This window comes from Solwaraspora sp. WMMA2080, from assembly GCF_027497395.1.
Taxonomy (GTDB): domain Bacteria; phylum Actinomycetota; class Actinomycetes; order Mycobacteriales; family Micromonosporaceae; genus Micromonospora_E.
The window spans coordinates 2562853-2579058 of the sequence record NZ_CP114910.1 but is presented as its reverse complement, the minus strand read 5'-3'; the positions used below and the strand labels follow the sequence as shown (position 1 = coordinate 2579058).

The following is a 16206-nucleotide window of genomic DNA, read 5'->3' as shown; positions in this document are numbered from 1 at the left end:
CCACCATGACCGCGATGATGGAGATGCCCCGGGTGCAGGAGTGCACCGCCGTGGAGTGCGCGTACAACCAGCACGAGGGCTGTCACGCCTTCGCCATCACGATCGGCACCGAGGCGGACAGCGCCAGCTGCACCACCTTTTTCGACATCTCGTCCAAGGGCGGCCTCGACGCGGTGATCGCCCAGGTTGGCGCCTGCAAGCGTGCCGACTGCCGGTTCAATGCCGAGCTGGAGTGTCGGGCGCCGGCGATCCGGGTCGGGCCGAGCCGGGAGACGGCCGACTGCATGACCTACGAACCGGCCTGACCGCCGTGCCACTTTCCTGCCCATTCACCCGTGCCGTCGTAAGGCGTGCATCCGGGAGCCAGGATTCGAACAAGAACATTGAACGATGTGGTCTGATCGACAAGGCGGCGTCGAACGAGTAACATACTCGCAAGTAGTGAGCCGCTGCCTTGCGGGGCCTCGTACCGGATGATCATGTGATGTCCGGCCTGGGCGGGCCGGACCCGGAAGGCCCGCTATCGTCGGACCGGTGAAAGTCTGGATCCCCCACGCACACGGCCGACAACTACTCGGCCGGCTGCCTGACGAGGTGACCGTCGAGGTCGCCGCCGACATCACTCAGCTGCCGTCCGACCCCGCCGGCGTGCGGTTCTGGGTGCCTCCGTTCCTGGCCCGGCCCGGAGCGGCGGAGCTGGCCGGCAAGATGCCGGACCTTCAGGTGGTGCAGTTGCTGTCCGCGGGTGCCGATGCCTGGGTGGGGCGGCTGCCGCAGCATTTGACGCTCTGCGACGCGCGCGGGGTGCACGACTCGTCGACGGCGGAGTGGATTGCCGCCGCGATCCTCACCCACGTCCGCGATTTCGCCGGCTTCATCCGGGCCCAGACCCGAGGGGAATGGTCGTACGAGCGGTTCGCCCCGACCGACGAGCTGGCCGGCAAGCGGGTCCTCATCGTCGGTGCCGGATCGATCGGTGCCGCGCTGCGCGCCCGACTGACCCCGTTCGAGGTGGAGTTCACACTGGTGGCTCGTACCGCCCGGCCGGCGGAACAGGTGCACGGCGTCGACGAGCTGCCAGCCCTGTTGCCGTACGCCGACATCGTGGTGCTGATCGTTCCGCTGACCGACCGGACCCGGGGGATGGTCGACGCGGCCACGCTGGCCGCGATGCGTGACGGTGCGCTGCTCGTCAACGCCGCCCGTGGCCCGGTGGTCGACACCACGGCGCTCACCGCCGAGCTGTCGACCGGCCGGATCTGCGCGGTACTCGACGTGACGGACCCCGAACCGCTGCCCGCAGACCATCCGCTATGGAGGTTTCCGAACGTGGTGATCAGTCCACACATCGCCGGGTCGGTACGCGGTCTGCTGCCCCGCGCGTACGCCCTGGCAGGTCGGCAGGTCACCCGGCTGGTCGCGGGCGAGCCGCTGGACAACGTGGTGGTGGACGGCTATTGAGTCGGCGTGGCCGGTTCGTCGGTCGGTGGTGCCGCTGGCGGTGGTGTCGCCGGGGCCAGCGGTTGTCCGCTGGCAGCGATCAGCCGGGGCAGGTCGGCTGCCCGCACAGCGGGCAGCCGTACCTGCTCGCCGTCGGTGAGCAGGGCCACCGCCCGGCCTTGCGGGTCGGGCGCGAGCTCGGCCACCCGCGACCAGCCGATCCGGCGCTGGCCGATCAGTGCCCGCACCCGGAGCCCGGCCGGGTCGGCATCGGTTCCGGAGCGGACCGCCCAGATCGCGATCGCCAGCGGCAGCAGCAGGACCGGCAGCAGATACCAGCGGGCACCGGCCAGCGGCAGCGACCCGACGAACGCGATCACCGCCGCCAGCATGATCGCCTGGTGCGGCCGGAACCGGACAGTTACCCTGCGACTCATCCGACAATCCTGGCATCCTGCCGGTGAGTGTCGGCTGCCGGGTAGGCCAGGTGGCACCGGCGGGTGCGCGCCGCGAGACCCGGCCGGGTACACCGGGGCGGAAATCCGACGGAAATCTTCGGTGACCGCCCCGTAACCCGGCGCCAGGCTGGTTCGTTGTGACCGGCACAGAGGGCCGACCCGGCCCAGCTGTGCCCCGACCCCTTCCGTGGAGGCGACGGCCACCGTGCCTGAGGCGTTCCCCGAACCACCCCGTACCCGTCCCCGCCCCCACCGGGCCGAACCCCCCGGCTGGACCCTGCCCGCACAGGTCGGCGCCGCCGCGCTGCTGCTGACCGCAGGCACCGTTGGCCTGCTGACCGTCCCGGTCGCGATGCTCGGCGCGGTGCTGTTCGGCGTCGGCATGCCCGGTTGGCGGCTGTCGCGGATGGCCGTCACCGCGCACGCCCGTACCGGGGAATACCGGGACTGTCGCGGAACCGGCCTGCTCGCCGTGACCAGCGTCGGCGGCGCCACCGCAGTCTGCGTCGCCGCCTTCAGCCCGCCGGCGGCCCGGACCGGCCTGGCGCTCAGCGGGCTCATCCTCGCCCTGGCCGGTCACCTCGCGGCGATTCTGCTGCTGCCGGGCATCGCCGAGACCTGGCGGCTGCGCCTTCGGCGGGTGGTCGACGGGCTGAGCCTGGGGATCAGTCTGATCTTCGCCGGATGGCTGCTGTCGCCGGTCGACACCGTGCCGTCGGCCGTGCTCTTCGTCGAGCTGAGCGTGATCGGGGCCGGATCGATCATCGCGGTCACCGCCCTGGCGGTATGGCGGCAACGCCCGGCGGTGCTGTACTGCGGCGGCGGCTCCGGCGCGGTGCTCATCGGACTGGCCGCCCCGACGGTCTGTTTCGCGTACGGCACCGCGGGCTGGCTCTGGTGCCTGGCGATGGCCCCGGCGCTCGGCGGCATGCTGCTGCTGGTCATCGGGGCGCAGCGGGCGCAGCGCGCGGGTTCGCGGCCGGTCACCCCGGTGCGCGGCCGGCTCACCGCGTATCCACTGGTGACAGTTCCGGCGGTGGTGGCCGCGCTGGCGGCCGTATACCACGTGGCGGCCCAGGGGTCGTTCGACCGTACGTCGGTCCTGCTCGGCCTCGCGGTGATCCCGACGCTGGTGATCCGGGAGATGATGGCCGCGGCCGACGTGCGGTCCTACGCCCGGCGACTGAGCATCCAGGAGGCGCACTTCCGGTCGTTGGTCTCCGGCGGCAACGATCTCACCCTGACCCTCGGCGACGACCTGCGGGTGCGGTGGCAGTCACCGGCCGCCGCCCGGCTGTTCGGGCTGGCCGACGCGCAGGTGCTCGGCCGACCGTTCATCGAGCTGATGCATCCCGAGGACGTCCCCGAGGTGATCATGGTGCTGACCGGGGTGGTGACCGGCCGGCTGGTACCGACCGGCCGGACCCCGCTGGTCACCGCCCGGCTACGGGACGGCCACGGCCGGTGGCGGGACACCGAGTCCACCGTGTCCGATCAGCGGACGGTGCCTGAGGTCGGAGCGCTCGTGGTGCACGTACGCGACGTGGGGGAGCGGGTGCACCTGGAGCGGCGGCTGTACAAGCTCGGCTTCACCGACCAGTTGACCGGGTTGGCGAACCGCCGGGAGCTGATGCGCCAGATCGCCAACCAGCGGGACCTGCCCGGCCACCCCGGTGCGTTGCTGATCATCGACCTGCACGGCCTGGTCGGCGTCAACGAGCAGTACGGGCGGGAGGCCAGCGACGCGGTGCTGGTCGAGGTGGGGCGGCGGCTGCGGGACACAGTGGAGCCGGACGATGTGGTCGCCCGGCTCAGCGGCGACGAGTTCGCGGTGATCACCGTCGCCGGCCCGATGCTGGCGTACGGCACCGGGGCGCGGCTGGTCGCGGCGCTGCGCGAGCCGTGCCAGCTGCCCGGCGCGGTGGTTGCGCTGCAGACCAGCATCGGCATGGCCGAGGTGGCCGGCGGCGCCGGGGCGGACGATGTGCTGCGCCGGGCGGATCTGGCTCGCCGCCGGGCCCGCCAGCTCGGTCGCAACCGGGTCGAGTGGTACGACTCCTACCTGGAGCAACAGCTCGTTCGGCGGCTGGATCTGGAGCGGGAGCTGCCGGGTGCGGCCGAGCGGGGCGAGTTGGACGTGGTGTACCAGCCGGTGGTGGACCTGGTCGACGGCAAACCGGTGGGGGTCGAGGCGCTGCTGCGCTGGCGCAGCCCGGTGCTCGGCACGGTGCTGCCGGCCGAGCTGCTCGCCGTGGCCCGGGAACTGTCGCTGCTGGGCCACATCGGCCGGTGGGCGCGGGCTACCGCCTGCCGGCAGTTGGCGTCCTGGTCACGGGAGGGGCACGGGCTGTGGCTGTCGGTCAACGTCGCCCCGGCCGAGATGGCCGCGACCACCTTCGTAGCCGACCTGTTGGCCATGCTGGCCGCACAGGGTGTCGGGCCGGAGCGGCTCGTCGTCGAGGTGGCCGAGTCGCTGGTCGCCGAGGAGTTGGCGGCCGCCGAGAATCCGCAGATCCTCGCGCAGTTGGCGAACCTGCGGGCGCACGGGGTGCGGATCGCGTTGGACGACTTCGGCGCCGGTCAGGCGTCGATCGCCCAACTGCGGCGGCTGCCGCTGGACGTCGTCAAGATCGACCGGTCGCTGGTCGCCGGCGCCGGTGCCGGCCCGGACAGCGTCCACCCGATGCTGGAGGCGGTGGCTGGGCTCGGCCGGCGGTTCGGGCTGGAAATCGTTGCTGAAGGGCTGGAGACGGACGGGCAGGTGAGCCAGGCGCAGGTGGCCGGCTGCCGGTTCGGTCAGGGGTACGCCCTGGCCCGCCCCGCACCTGCGGAGCGGACCGAGGCGTACATCGCCGACTTCCCCACCCCGTCGCACTGACCCGATCGGCGCAGGTCAGACGCGGATGGGCGCAGGTCAGGCCGCGTAGCCGGGCATCGGGTAGCCGGCGAGCAGGTCGGCGACCTCCCCGGCGATCCGGTCGAGGGCGGCGCCGTCGTCCTTGACCGCCGCGGTCACCGCGTCGTCCAGCCAGGAGGCGACCTGCGGCATCTGCACCTCGGTCAGACCGCGGGTGGTCAGCGCGGCGGTGCCCAGCCGGATGCCGGACGGGTCGAACGGCTTGCGCGGGTCGTACGGCACCGTGTTGTAGTTCAGCTCGATCCCGGCCCGGTCCAGCGCCTGCGCGGCCGGCTTGCCGGCGACGCCCTTGCCGGTCAGGTCGGCCAGGATCAGATGGTTGTCGGTGCCGCCGGAGATCAGTTCGAAGCCCCGGTCGACCAGCGCGGCGGCCAGCGCCTTCGCGTTGGCGACCACCTGGTGGGCGTACCGGCGGAAGTCGTCGGTGTCGGCCTCGCGCAACGCGACGGCGATGCCGGCGGTGGTGTGGTTGTGCGGGCCGCCCTGCAGGCCCGGGAAGACTGCCTTGTCGATCGCGGCGGCGTGCTGTTCGGTGGTGAGGATCATCGCGCCGCGCGGGCCGCGCAGCGTCTTGTGGGTGGTGGTGGTGACCACGTCGGCGTGGCCGATCGGCGAGGGGTGCGCGCCGCCGGCGACCAGGCCGGCGATGTGCGCGATGTCCGCGACGAGCACCGCGCCGATCTCCCGGGCGATCTCGGCGAAGGCCGGGAAGTCGATGGTCCGCGGCACCGCCGTACCGCCGCAGAAGATCACCTTCGGCCGTTCGCGGCGGGCCAGGTCACGTACCTCGTCGAAGTCGATCCGGCCGGTGTCGCGGGAGACGTTGTAGCGGACCGAGTTGAACCACTTGCCGGTGGCCGACACCGACCAGCCGTGGGTGAGGTGCCCGCCCATCGGCAGCGACATCCCCAGCACGGTGTCGCCGGGGGAGAGAAAGGCGAGGTACACGGCGAGGTTGGCGGGGGAGCCCGAGTACGGCTGGACGTTGGCGTGGGCCGCCCCGAACAGCGTCCTGGCCCGCTCGACGGCGAGCGTCTCGATCGGGTCGACGAACTGCTGGCCCTCGTAGTAGCGCCGGCCCGGGTAGCCCTCGGAGTACTTGTTGGTCAGCACCGTGCCGCTGGCCTCCAGCACGGCGGCGGAGACGTAGTTCTCCGAGGCGATCATGCGCAGCTTGTCGTGCTGGCGGCGGGCCTCACCCTCGACGAGGGCGGCGAGCTCGGGGTCGGTGGCGGTCAGTTGCGGGATCTGCGGTACGTGCACGACGTGCCCTCCTGGGGTCGGGCGGCTCCGCCGGCCGGGGCGACCCGGGCATGACGGTGCCGTCGACGGTGCACCCAGGCGCGCGGCGCACGTCGGTGGTCGCTCCCCGGTGGTCGGTTCCACCTTCGCTGCGCCAGTCGCGTGACCGGTCCGAGCATAACCCGCGGTGGTCGGCGGGTCGGGCAGACCCTGACGGTACGCGGCGAGATCTGTTGGTGTTTGCGCCGTCAAGGTTTCGGAAACTTAACCGGTTCACTGTCCGTTACGTGGCGGTGCGGTGCTGCCCCGCGGGGTCAGGTGCGGCGTCTCGTCCTGGTACGCCTGCGTCGGCTCACCGGCGATCGTCGCCAGCAGTTGCCGCGCGGCGTGTGCACCGTACGCCGGGATGTCGCGGCCAAGCGCGGTCAGCGGCGGATGCACCAGCCGGCACAGCGGCGAGTCGTCCCAGGCCACGATCGACAGGTCACCCGGCACGGCCAGCCCCATCTCCTGGGCCACCGCCAGGCCGGCGATCGCCATCACGTCGTTGTCGTAGATCATCGCGGTGGGGCGGGCCGCGGTGCTGAGCAGCCGCCGGGTCGCCCGCGCGCCCTCCTCTCCGGTGTAGTCGGACGGCACCGTGACGCACTGGTTCAGGCCGAGTCGGCGGCAGACGTCGGTGAACGCGTCCGCGCGGATCTCGGTGTGCAGTAGTCCGGGCAGGCCGCCGACCCGGGCGATCCGGCGGTGCCCCATCGCGACCAGGTACTCGACCGTCTCGACCAGGGCCGACGCGTCGTCGGACCAGATGCTCGGCAGCGAGCCGGTGTGGTCGGGGCCGCCGATCACCACCGCTGGCAGTTGCAGCGTCTCCAGTGCCGGCACCCGGTCGTCGTCGACCCGAAGGTCGCAGAGGAACACGCCGTCCACCCGGCGCTCACCCCACCAGCGCCGGTAGACCGCGATCTCGGCCTCGGTGTCGGCTACCACCTGCAGGGTCAGCGCGTACGACCGGGCGGACAACTCGGCCTCGACACCGCTGATCAGCTCCATGAAGAACGGCTCGATACCGAGGATCCGGGCCGGGCGGCTCAGCGCCAGGCCGACTGCGTTGGCGGTGGCTCCGGACAGGGCGCGGGCGGCGCTGTTGGGGTTGAACCCGATCTCGGCGGCGATGGCGAGGATCCGCTGCCGGGTCGCCTCGGACACTCCCGGCTGGCCGTTGAGCGCGTAGGAGACGGCGCCCTTCGAGACGCCTGCTCGGCGGGCGATGTCGGCGATGGTCGGCCGTTTCACCGGCGGCGCTCCTTCGGGGTTCGTTTCGGCTGGCCTTGCCCGGTTAAGTCTGCTGCCCGAAACGATATCCGGTGTCGGCCGGGCCCAGCGGCCACCCCGTCCGAGGGCACCGAGGTTACGGGTTGGCTACGGCGTTAACCAGCCATTGACATGCGTTGACGTCGCTCGTACCGTGGCTTAACTTACCCGGTTCAGTCGATGCTCCTCGATGTCTGGAGCGTCTCCAAGTGTGTTCGGAGGATGGGATGAAGCGGCGTTGGGCCCCTTGGACACGTACGGCGGCGGTCGGCGCCGCCGGCGCGTTGCTGATCGCCGGCTGCAGCGGCGAACCCGGTGGCGGCAGCGACGACGGCGGCACCACCCTGACCATCGCGTTCTGGGGCGACTTCGGCCTCGACGACCTCAAGGCCGCGTACGAGGCGGAGAACCCGGGCGTGCGGATCAACCTCAACTCCGGTGAGTACAACGCCCAGCACGAGGACCTGCAGAAGAAGCTGATCGCCGGGTCCGGCGCCGCCGACATCGCCGCCATCGACGAAGGGTTCGTCGTCCAGTTCCGCGAGCAGGCCGACAAGTTCGTCAACCTGCTGGACAAGGGCGCCGGCCAGTACGAGGAGCGCTACCTCGACTGGAAGTGGCAGCAGACCCTGTCCGCCGACGGAACCACCCAGATCGGCCTCGGCACCGACGTCGGCGGGTTGGCCATGTGCTACCGCACCGACCTGTTCGCGGCGGCCGGGCTGCCGACCGAACGGGACGAGGTCTCCGCCCTGTGGCCCGACTGGGAGTCGTTCGTCGCCACCGGTGAGGAGTACGTCGCGGCCAGCGGCAAGAAGTTCGTCGACTCGGCCACCAACATCTTCAACCCGGTGCTCGGCCAGCAGCCGGTCGGCCTCTTCGACACCGGCGACAACCTGGCCATGCAAGGCGGTCCGAAGGTCGCCTTCGACACCGCCGCCGCCGTCGTCGGCGCCGGGCTGTCGGCCAACCTCGCCGCCTTCTCCCCGGAGTGGAACAACGGCTTCGTCAACGGCGACTTCGCCGTGCTGGCCTGCCCGGCGTGGATGATGGGCCACATCCAGAACACCGCCCCCGACACCGCCGGCACGTGGGACGTGGCGGCCATCCCCGGTGGCGGCGGCAACTGGGGCGGCTCGTTCCTGACCATCCCAGCGCAGGGCGGCAACGTCGACGAGGCGTACAAGTTCCTGGAGTGGCTGATCCAGCCCGAGCAGCAGATCGAGATCTTCAAGAAGGTCGGCAACCTGCCGTCACAGCCGGCGCTCTACGAGGACCCGGCGATCGTCGAGTTCTCCAACCCGTTCTTCAACGACGCGCCGGTCGGCCAGATCTTCTCCGCCACCGCCGCCAACCTCACCCCGCAGTACCTCGGCCGTAAGAACGGCCCCGTCCGGGTCGCGGTGGAGAACGTCCTCAACCGGCTGCAGAGCGGTGACCTGGAAGGCAAGCCCGACGAGGCGTGGACGGAAGCCATCGCGGAAGCCGAAAAGGCGACGAACGCGTAACCGCTCGCAGGCCGCGAGCCGCGCGTGCGGCTGAACCTGGAGGCAAACCATGTCCGCAACCCGCGCCGCACCGGCACCACCACCCGAGCCGACCTGGCGCAACCGGATGCACCGCTTCGACATGCGGTACATGCCGTACATCCTGATCTCCCCGTTTTTTCTCCTATTCATCGCCTTCGGGCTCTTCCCGATCATCTTCAACGGCGTGGTGGCGTTGCGGCACTGGCGGCTGGACAACGCCGACCTGACCGGCTGGGCCGGGCTGGAGAACTTCCGGCGGCTGTTCACCGACGACAGCTTCTGGAACGCGCTGTACAACACGTTCGGCATCTTCCTGCTCTCCACCGTGCCGCAGCTGTTCCTGGCCCTGGTCATCGCGTCGCTGCTGAACCGCAAGCTGCGGGCGCAGACCTGGTTCCGGGTCGGCATCCTGCTGCCGTACATCACCCCGATCACCGCGTCGACGCTGCTGTTCGCGGTCTTCTTCGCCCGCGACTTCGGCATCGCCAACTGGGTGCTCGACGTGCTGAACCTACGCGGCGAGGCGCCGATCGACTGGCGGTCCAGCAAGGCCGCGTCGTGGGTCGCCATCGCCACCATGGTCAACTGGAAGTGGATCGGCTACAACGCGCTGATCTACCTGGCCGCGATGCAGTCGATCCCGCGCGACATCTACGAGGCGGCGGCGGTCGACGGCGCCGGCCCGTGGCGGCAGCTCTGGCGGATCACCGTGCCGATGATCCGGCCGGTGGTGGTCTTCACCGTGATCCTGTCCACCATCGGCGGGCTGCAACTGTTCACCGAGCCGATGCTGTTCGAGCAGAACTCGCAGGCCGCCACCGGCGGGTCCAACGGCCAGTTCCAGACCATCGCCCAGCTGATCTACAAGGTCGGCTGGAAGGATCTCAACCTCGGGTACGCCGCCGCGATGTCCTGGGCACTGTTCCTGATCATCGTGATCATCGCGGTTGTCAACGCGCTGATCGCCAACCGGCTGGGCGGAGGCCGCAAGTGAGCAGCAGAACCGTCGGCCGTGCCCCGGCCAGTACGCCGGGCAGCTTCTGGAACTACCTGTTCCTCAGCCTCGTCATCCTGTTCTCCGCGTTCCCGCTCTACTGGATGGTGGTGATCGCCAGCGGCACCGACGCCGACCTGGCGAAGATCCCGCCGCAGCTGCTGCCCGGCGGACAGCTGCTCACCAACCTCAACGAGGTCTTCACCCTCAAGAACGTCTACTTCGCGCAGTCGCTGGGCAACAGCTTCATCGTCTCGTCGGTCGTGACGTTCTCGGTGCTGTTCTTCTGTTCGCTGGCCGGCTTCGCCTTCGCCAAGCTGCGGTTCGCCGGCCGCAACGCGCTGATGGTCGTCGTGGTGCTCACCCTCACCGTGCCCAATCAGCTCGGCGTCGTCGCCCTCTACATCCTGATGGGCGAACTCGGCTGGAACGGCACCCTGGTCGCGGTCATCGTGCCCGGCCTGGTCACCGCGTTCGGCGTGTTCTACATGCGGCAGTTCATCCTCGAAGCGGTGCCCGACGAGCTGATCGAGGCCGGCCGGATCGACGGTGCCACCACGCTGCGGATCTACTGGAGCGTGGTGCTGCCGGCGGTCCGCCCGGCGATGGCCGTGCTCGGCCTGCTCACCTTCGTGGCCACCTGGAACGACTTCCAGTGGCCGCTGATCACCCTCGGCGGCACCTACTACCCGACGTCGATGGTGGCCCTGTCCGACCTGGCCAGCGGCAACTACGTGCTGTACCGGCGGGTGCTCGCCGGTGCGTTCGTGGCGACCATCCCGCTGTTGATCATGCTCTTCATCGGTGGTCGGCAGATCGTCCGGGGGATCATGGAAGGCGCCGTCAAGAACTGACCCGGCGAGCACCCGTACCGTGGCCCAGTCCCGATCCAGCACTAGTGAGGTATGGCATGAACACCGTACGACCGCTCCACGAGGGCTGGACCGTACGACCGGCCGACGGGTCCGACGTACCCGACGGCGTCGGCGACCACAGCGTCCCCGCAGCCGTACCGGGCTGCGTCCACACCGACCTGCTCGCCGCCGGCCTGATCCCCGACCCCTACCTCGACGACAACGAGACCCGGCTGTCGTGGATCGGCCGGACAGACTGGGTCTACGAGACCACGTTCGACTGGGTCGACCCGGGCGATCCCCGGGTCGACCTGGTCTGCGCCGGCCTCGACACCGTCGCCACCGTCACCCTCAACGACGTCGAGCTGGGCCGCACCGCCAACATGCACCGCGGCTACCGGTTCGACGTCCGTACGGCACTGCGCCCCGGGCGCAACACCCTGCGGGTACGGTTCGACTCCGCGTACCGGCACGCCGAAGCGGTCCGTGACCGGCTCGGCGACCGGCCCAACGCCTACCCGGAACCGTTCAACTTCATCCGCAAGATGGCCTGCAACTTCGGCTGGGACTGGGGCCCGAACCTGGTCACCGCCGGCATCTGGCAGGAGATCGGCCTGCACGCCTGGAGCGTCGCCCGGCTGGCCAGCGTCCGCCCCCTGGTCACCGTCGACCACACCGGCGGCCCGATCGGCGAGGCGCAGGGCCGGGTTGAGGTGCACGTCGACGTCGACCGCGCCGACGGTGCCGACGCCCCGCTGACCGTGGTCGCCGCCGTCGCAGGGGCCCGCGCCGAAGCGGTCGTCCCCGCCGGGCAGCGCAGCGCCGTCGTAACCCTCACCGTCGCCGAGCCCGAGCTGTGGTGGCCCCGAGGGTACGGCGAACCCGCCCGCCATGCCCTCGACGTCACCCTGCACCGGGCCGACGGCAGCACACTCGACACCTGGCAGCGACTGATCGGCTTCCGGTCGGTCCGCCTCGACACCACCGCCGACGCCGCCGGCAGCGCGTTCACCCTGGTCGTCAACGAGATGCCGGTCTTCGTCCGGGGCGTCAACTGGATCCCCGACGACGCGTTCCCCACCCGGGTCGACCGGGCCCGCTACGCCCACCGGTTCGCCCAGGCGGCCGACGCCGGCGTCAACTTCCTGCGGATCTGGGGCGGCGGCCGCTACGAATCCGAGGACTTCTACGACCTCGCCGACGAGCAGGGTCTGCTCGTGGGGCAGGACTTCCTGTTCGCCTGCGCCGCGTACCCGGAGGAGGAGCCGATCGCGGGTGAAGTGGCCGCCGAGGCCCGCTACCAGGTCGCCCGGCTCACCCCGCACCCCAGCCTGGTGCTGTGGACCGGCAACAACGAGAACATCTGGGGCTGGCACGACTGGGGCTGGCAGGAGATCCTCGACGGACGCACCTGGGGGCTCGGCTACTACCTCGATGTGCTGCCCGGCATCGTCGCCGAACTCGACCCGACCCGTCCGTACTGGCCGGGCAGCCCGTACTCCGGCCGCGACGACCTGCACCCCAACGACCCGGCGCACGGCACCATGCACATCTGGGACGTGTGGAACACCGACGACTACCTTAAGTACCGGCAGTATGTGCCCCGGTTCCTCGCCGAGTTCGGCTACCAGGGGCCACCCGTGTACGCCACCCTGCGCCGGGCGATCAGTGATGACCCGCTCGCCCCCGACTCACCCGGCATGGCCCACCACCAGAAGGCCGCCGACGGCGACCTGAAACTTCAACGCGGCCTCGACGCACACCTGCCCGCTCCGCGTGACTTCGACGACTGGCACTACCTGACCCAGGTCAACCAGGCCCGCGCGATCGCCGTCGGGGTGCGGCACTTCCGCTCCCACCGGGGCGTCTGCATGGGCACCATCCTGTGGCAGCTCAACGACTGCTGGCCGGTCACCTCGTGGGCCGCCGTCGACGGCGACGGCCGCCGCAAACCCCTGTGGTACGCGCTGCGCGACGCCTACGCCGACCGGCTGCTCACCATCGAACCCCGCGACGGTGGGCTCGCCCTGGTGGCGGTCAACGACACCGGGGCCGACTGGCACCCGCAGACCGACGTCACCCGGCTCACCCTGGCCGGCGAGCCACTGGCCAAGATCGGCTACCAGCTGGCCGTACCGGCCCATTCGGCGGTCACCGTGCCGCTCTACCCAGACCTGGCCACCACCGGCGACCCACGCCGCGAGCTGCTGCTCGCCGACGCGGCCGGGCAGCGGGCCTGGTGGTTCTTCGCCGAGGACAACGAGATCGACTACCCGGCGGCCGGGTACGACGCGACGGCCGCACCGGTCGACGGCGGGCTGCGGGTCACCGTCACCGCCCGGACCGTCCTGCGTGACCTGACCCTCTACCCGGACCGGCTCGACCCGGCCGCCGAAGTGGACCGGGCACTGGTCACCCTGCTGCCCGGCGAGTCGACGGAGTTCGTGGTGCGCACCGGGGTCGAGCTGGATCCGGCGGCGCTGACCCGCCGGCCGGTGCTGCGCTGCGTCAACGACATCGTCAGCGACACCCCGGCGGCCGGCGCATGAGCGCCGGCCCGGCAGCGGTCGGTCCGGCGGCGGCCGACCCCGCCCCCGGCCCGGTTCTCGCGGTCGACGTCGGCGGCACCAAGCTGGCCGCCGCCGTCGTCGAACCCGACGGCACCATCGCCGTGCAGGGCGCGGTGCCGACCCCGGCCGGCGGGGACACCGCGACCGTCACCGCCGCCCTGCACCGGGTGGTCCGCCAGGTCGTCGGCGACGGGCACTGCATGGCGCTCGGCGAACACTGGCGCGGCGGCTACCCCGGCCGCGCCCTGCTCGGCATGGTGGTCTCCACCGGCGTCGGCGGCGGACTGGTCATCGACGGCCGGGTCCACCCGGGCGGCAGCGGCAACGCCGGACACATCGGACACATCGTGGTGGACATGACCGGCCCGGCCTGCCCCTGCGGCGGGCGCGGCTGCGTCGAGGCGATCGCCAGCGGTCCGGCGATGGTCCGCTGGGCCGTCAACCAGGGCTGGACGCCGGGGGAGCGGCCGGGCGACGCCCGTACCCTCGCCGAGGACGCCCGGGCCGGCGTACCGCTCGCCGTCGCCGCGTTCGGGCGGGGCGCGACCGCCCTGGCCGCCGCGGTGGTCTCCGCCACCGCGTTGGTCGACCTCGACGACGTCGTCATCGGCGGTGGGGTGGCCGCCGCCGGTGACCTGCTCTTCGCTCCGCTGCGCGCGGCCGTAGCGGAGCTTGCCGGACTCGACTTCGTCCGCCGGGTCCGGATCCACACCAGCAGCCTCGGCAACGACGCGGGACTGCTCGGTGCCGCCGCACTCGCCCTGGAGGCCGCAGCGCGTCAGTGACCTCCACCGCTCCACGGTCAGGAGAACCCCGTAATGCGCCCACGCTCCGCCGGCCTGCTGCTCGCACTGGCCGGGCTGCTGCTCACCGCAGCGGCAGTCCCGGTCCAGGCCGCACCGCCGGCCCGCCATCCCGGCCATCCCGGTCATCCCAGTCATCCCGGTACACCCGGTACGCCTGGTACGCCGACCGCCGGGTTCGTCACCCGGCACGGCGACGACCTCAAACTCGACGGCCGGAAGTTCCGGTTCGCCGGCAGCAACAACTACTACCTGATGTACAAGTCGCCGACGATGGTCGACGACGTGTTCGCCGACGCCAAGGCAGCCGGGTTCACCGTGCTGCGTACCTGGGGGTTCCTCGACATCGGCAACGCCGACGGCTCCGACTCGGTCGCCGGCCCGGCCGACGGCGTCTACTTCCAGTACTTCGACGGCGAACGGCCGGCGTACAACGACGGCCCGGACGGCCTGCAACGCCTCGACTACGTCCTCGCCGCCGCCCGCGAAGCCGGCATCAAACTGGTGGTCCCGCTGACCAACAACTGGCGTGACTTCGGCGGCATGGACCAGTACGTGCGCTGGCGCGGCGGGCAGTACCACGACGACTTCTACACCGACCCGGTGATCCGCGGCTGGTACAAAGACTGGATCAGCCATGTGCTGAACCGCACCAACACCATCACCGGGGTGAGATACAAGGACGACCCGACGGTGATGACCTGGGAGCTGGGCAACGAGCCGCGCTGCAAGGGCTCCGGGGTCTACCCGCAGTCACCGGACTGCACCACCGACACGCTGACCGCCTGGGCTGACGAGATGACCCGGCACGTCAAGTCGATCGCTCCCCGGCAGCTGGTCAGCGTCGGCGACGAAGGCTTCTTCTGTGACGATCCGACCAGCGCCGACTGGACCATCAACTGCGGTGAAGGTGTCGACAGCGTCGCGCTGAGCAGGTTGCCCGCCGTCGACGTCGTCTCCTACCACCTCTACCCGGACCACTGGGGCAAGGACGCCGCCTGGGGCACCGAGTGGATCACCCGGCACGCTCACGAGGCGAAGAAGGTCCGCAAGCCGGTGATGCTCGGCGAGTTCGGCATCCACGACAAGTCGACCCGCAACGTCGTCTACCGCGAGTGGACCGACGCGGCGATCACCGGCGGCACCAGCGGTTTCCTCTACTGGATCCTCTCCGGCGTGCAGGACGACGGCAGCCTCTACCCGGACTACGACGGTTACACCGTCTACTGCCCGAGCCCGGTCTGCACCACGCTGTCCAACGCGGGCGCTGCGGTGCGCGGCGACCGCCGGCCGTGGCCGCCGGTCGCCGACCACGACACGGCCACCGTCGAGTTCGGCCAGGTCGCGACGCTGCGGCCGGCGGCCAACGACATCGCCCACCGGGGTACGGTCCGCGCCGCCACCATCGACCTGGACCCGACGGTGCCCGGCCAGCAGCAGCGGACCGTCGTCGCAGGCGGTGAGTTCGCGCTCGGCAACGACGGGGCGGTCACCTTCACTCCGGCGGACGGCTTCGCCGGTCGGGCCACCGCCCACTACCAGGTATGGGACCGGGTTTGGCGCGCCTCCAACGTCGCCGACCTGGTCGTCACGGTGAAACCCGACCCGGCCGGGGTGCAGACGCTGTTCTCGTTCGAGGCCGGCACCGACGGGTGGGGGCCGCCGTCGTGGGAGCCGGGCGTCGGCAGCGTCGCCCAGTCGGACGCGTTCGCCACCGACGGGGCGTACGGGCTGCGGGTCGACTCGGTCACCGGCGGCTGGTTCGGCACGTCGTTCCCCGAGCCGGTCGACCTGTCCGGCCGGGTCACCCTCAAGTACGACCTGCGTACCGACCCGTCGGCGGGCACCAATGCGGCGATCGCGGTGCAGACCGGTCCGTCCTACACCTGGTGCCAGTCGACGTTCACCTGGCTGAACCAGGACTGGACCGGCACCGCCGAGATCGACCTGCTGACCGAGATGTCGTGTGATGCCGAGGCGCTGGCCGACGTGCGGGAGTTCTACGTCTACGTCAACCCGGGCTCTGTCCACCTCGACAACATCCGGGTCGAGTAGGACGGCGCGGTCACCGGTACGCGTCGAGCC

The 16206-nt window shown here is 71.0% G+C and carries 12 protein-coding genes and 1 riboswitch; of the genes, 9 read left to right on the top strand and 3 right to left on the bottom strand.

Translation table 11 applies throughout. The features are described 5' to 3' along the window. The first annotated feature begins 5 nt into the window (after positions 1-5). Complete coding sequence (locus tag O7543_RS11775; protein ID WP_123600394.1) at positions 6-305, top strand: DUF1540 domain-containing protein; 300 nt, start codon at positions 6-8, stop codon at positions 303-305. 229 nt (positions 306-534) lie between these two features. After that, positions 535-1461, top strand: a complete 927-nt coding sequence (locus O7543_RS11770) for a 2-hydroxyacid dehydrogenase (RefSeq protein WP_281553790.1) — start codon at positions 535-537, stop codon at positions 1459-1461. Here the strand turns inward: O7543_RS11770 and O7543_RS11765 are convergent. Further along, complete coding sequence (locus O7543_RS11765) at positions 1455-1877, bottom strand: PH domain-containing protein (RefSeq protein WP_281553791.1); 423 nt, start codon at positions 1875-1877, stop codon at positions 1455-1457. The two genes, O7543_RS11770 and O7543_RS11765, sit on opposite strands and share 7 nt — an antisense overlap. Positions 1878-2103: 226 nt before the next feature. Between O7543_RS11765 and O7543_RS11760 the strand changes: the two genes are divergently transcribed. Next, positions 2104-4776, top strand: coding sequence for a GGDEF domain-containing phosphodiesterase (locus tag O7543_RS11760; RefSeq protein ID WP_281553792.1), 2673 nt, complete (start codon positions 2104-2106; stop codon positions 4774-4776). A 36-nt stretch (positions 4777-4812) separates the two neighbouring features. Here O7543_RS11760 and glyA read toward each other — a convergent pair whose 3' ends face one another. Beyond that, positions 4813-6078 (bottom strand): serine hydroxymethyltransferase, encoded by a 1266-nt coding sequence (gene glyA, locus O7543_RS11755; RefSeq protein ID WP_281553793.1) that lies wholly within the window; start codon positions 6076-6078, stop codon positions 4813-4815. A 65-nt stretch (positions 6079-6143) separates the two neighbouring features. Then, positions 6144-6229: riboswitch (ZMP/ZTP riboswitch) on the bottom strand. 101 nt (positions 6230-6330) lie between these two features. Next, positions 6331-7353 (bottom strand): LacI family DNA-binding transcriptional regulator, encoded by a 1023-nt coding sequence (locus O7543_RS11750; RefSeq protein WP_281553794.1) that lies wholly within the window; start codon positions 7351-7353, stop codon positions 6331-6333. A 245-nt stretch (positions 7354-7598) separates the two neighbouring features. On the opposite strand from O7543_RS11750, the gene O7543_RS11745 reads away from it, so the two are divergent. Genes O7543_RS11745 through O7543_RS11720 form a run of 6 tightly spaced genes read left to right on the top strand, consistent with a single transcriptional unit; the run spans position 7599 to position 16176 of the window. Further along, positions 7599-8879 carry an extracellular solute-binding protein gene (locus O7543_RS11745; RefSeq protein ID WP_281553795.1) on the top strand — a complete coding sequence of 427 codons (1281 nt, stop codon included), beginning with the start codon at positions 7599-7601 and terminating at the stop codon, positions 8877-8879. A gap of 49 nt (positions 8880-8928) precedes the next feature. After that, positions 8929-9894 carry a sugar ABC transporter permease gene (locus O7543_RS11740; RefSeq protein WP_281553796.1) on the top strand — a complete coding sequence of 322 codons (966 nt, stop codon included), beginning with the start codon at positions 8929-8931 and terminating at the stop codon, positions 9892-9894. Then, positions 9891-10748: a carbohydrate ABC transporter permease gene (locus tag O7543_RS11735; protein WP_281553797.1), complete on the top strand. Its 858-nt coding sequence runs from the start codon at positions 9891-9893 to the stop codon at positions 10746-10748. Before O7543_RS11740 ends, O7543_RS11735 begins: the two co-directional genes overlap by 4 nt. Before the next feature lie 56 nt (positions 10749-10804). Next, entirely contained in the window at positions 10805-13297 is a 2493-nt protein-coding gene (locus O7543_RS11730) for a glycoside hydrolase family 2 protein (RefSeq protein ID WP_281553798.1), read from the top strand. After that, positions 13294-14103, top strand: coding sequence for an ROK family protein (locus O7543_RS11725; protein ID WP_281553799.1), 810 nt, complete (start codon positions 13294-13296; stop codon positions 14101-14103). Before O7543_RS11730 ends, O7543_RS11725 begins: the two co-directional genes overlap by 4 nt. Before the next feature lie 33 nt (positions 14104-14136). Beyond that, positions 14137-16176 (top strand): cellulase family glycosylhydrolase, encoded by a 2040-nt coding sequence (locus tag O7543_RS11720; protein WP_281553800.1) that lies wholly within the window; start codon positions 14137-14139, stop codon positions 16174-16176. The last annotated feature ends 30 nt before the right edge of the window (positions 16177-16206 follow it).

Bases quoted from the DNA above. Each gene is read 5' to 3' on its own strand.
- O7543_RS11720 (WP_281553800.1), top strand. From the start codon at position 14,137: ATGCGCCCACGCTCCGCCGGCCTGCTGCTCGCACTGGCCGGGCTGCTG.
- O7543_RS11745 (WP_281553795.1), top strand. From the start codon at position 7,599: ATGAAGCGGCGTTGGGCCCCTTGGACACGTACGGCGGCGGTCGGCGCC.
- O7543_RS11765 (WP_281553791.1), bottom strand. From the start codon at position 1,877: ATGAGTCGCAGGGTAACTGTCCGGTTCCGGCCGCACCAGGCGATCATG.
- O7543_RS11775 (WP_123600394.1), top strand. From the start codon at position 6: ATGACCGCGATGATGGAGATGCCCCGGGTGCAGGAGTGCACCGCCGTG.
- O7543_RS11725 (WP_281553799.1), top strand. From the start codon at position 13,294: ATGAGCGCCGGCCCGGCAGCGGTCGGTCCGGCGGCGGCCGACCCCGCC.
- O7543_RS11740 (WP_281553796.1), top strand. From the start codon at position 8,929: ATGTCCGCAACCCGCGCCGCACCGGCACCACCACCCGAGCCGACCTGG.
- O7543_RS11730 (WP_281553798.1), top strand. From the start codon at position 10,805: ATGAACACCGTACGACCGCTCCACGAGGGCTGGACCGTACGACCGGCC.